Raw genomic sequence first — 1,512 nt, forward strand, 5'->3', positions numbered from 1 at the left:
CGGCGGGACGACCGCGCGCAGCGCCGCGCCGAGACCGCTGCCCTGGAGTACCTGGCCGGGTGCGAGGACGCCGACACCCCGCCGCTGCGCGCGCTGGGCGGCCCGGATCTCACCGCCCGCCAGTGGGAGGTGGTGCGGCTCGCCGCCGAGAACCTCACCAACCGGGAGATCGCCGACCGGCTGAGCATCTCCAAGCGGACCGTCGACAACCATCTGACGGCCGTCTACGAGCGGGCCGGGCTGCCCGCCGACCGCTCCCAGCTCCACCGGCTGCTCAAGATGCGGCGTCAGCGACGGCCAGCTCGATGAACAGCGCCGCCGACCAGCCGAACCCGCTGGTCGCGCGGCCCGCCTTCGCGCCGGTCAGCGGATTCCAGTACTCGTAGAGGCCGCCGCCGTCCCTGACCATCGCCAGGGTCCGTTCGCGCAGCTCGGCCGCGTCCGCCGCGAACCCGGACCGGTGCAGCCCCTCGACCAGCAGATGGTTGACGTTCACCCAGACCGGGCCGCGCCACATCGCCTCCGGGTCGAACGCCGGATCGGTGAACGCGACGGTCGGGACGGGACGTTCGCCCCAGAAGTGCGGGGAGCGCAGCTCGTCGCGGAGCCGTCCCGCGACGTCTGCGGGCAGCCGGCCGGTGAGCAGCGGCATCAGCTCCATCGAGGTCCTGACGTCGACCGGCGCGCCGCCGATGACGGTCGTGAAGCGGTGGCCGTCCCAGCGGAGCCTGAGCAGCCGCGCGGTCAGGGCCGCCGCCTCGGTCCGCCAGCCGTCCGCCTCGTCGGGCAGGTGCAGAGCGTCGGCGATCTCGGCGAGGCAGTCGTACTGGAGGATCAGGTAGGAGGCCAGGCAGGGGAACGCGCCGGACGGCCCGTAGTCCCAGACGGGGCTGTCGTCGAGCCCCGATGAGTAGGGGTGCAGATATTCGGGCAGCCCGTCGCCGTCGGGGTCGGAGGCGGTGAACCACCAGCGCTGTGCCGCGACGAGCCGCGGATAGACGCGCGCCAGATAGCCGCGGTCGGGGTCGGTGGTGTGGATCCGCCAGACGGCCCACGCCATGAGCGGCGGTTTCGTCACCGGGACGGGCTCCGGTTTCGGCGCGTTCCCGTTGGCCGAGCCGACGTGGCGGGCCAGCCGTTCGTGGTCGGCGCGGGGCAGGTCGGTGGTCTCGGCGAGGATCCCGTGGTCGTGCACCACGTCGGGGAGCCGACCGTCGGGGAGCTGGTGGTCGAGGAAGGCGTCGAGCTGGGCGCGGGCCAGGGCGGGGTCGGCGTGCCGCAGGGCCAGGGAGTGGAAGACCGCATCCCAGTTCCAGAGGCCGACATAGCCGTATTTGGACGGCACGACGCCTTCGCGTCCGTCGATGGTGAGCAGGTTGGCGTAGAGGGTCCACCAGGCCATGAGGGCGCGGTCGTACAGGTCGTCGCGGACCTTCGGCAGGCGGCGCGCCCAGTCCTGCCAGCGGGCTTCGGCCGCGGCGGCGACGGCCGGCCCCGACCAGGCGCGGTCGG

The 1,512-nt window shown here is 73.5% G+C and carries 2 protein-coding genes; one reads left to right on the forward strand and one right to left on the reverse strand.

Features of this window, described 5'->3' with window-relative positions; all coding sequences use genetic code 11:
* A partial coding sequence (locus ACYVE7_RS33860) for a response regulator transcription factor (RefSeq protein ID WP_460370639.1) occupies positions 1–309 on the forward strand: 309 nt, incomplete at its 5' end.
* Here the strand turns inward: ACYVE7_RS33860 and ACYVE7_RS33865 are convergent.
* On the reverse strand, positions 275–1,512 hold a 1,238-nt coding region (locus ACYVE7_RS33865), incomplete at its 5' end, for an amylo-alpha-1,6-glucosidase (RefSeq protein ID WP_460370641.1). The genes ACYVE7_RS33860 and ACYVE7_RS33865 overlap by 35 nt on opposite strands.

Source organism: Actinocorallia lasiicapitis, assembly GCF_054778695.1.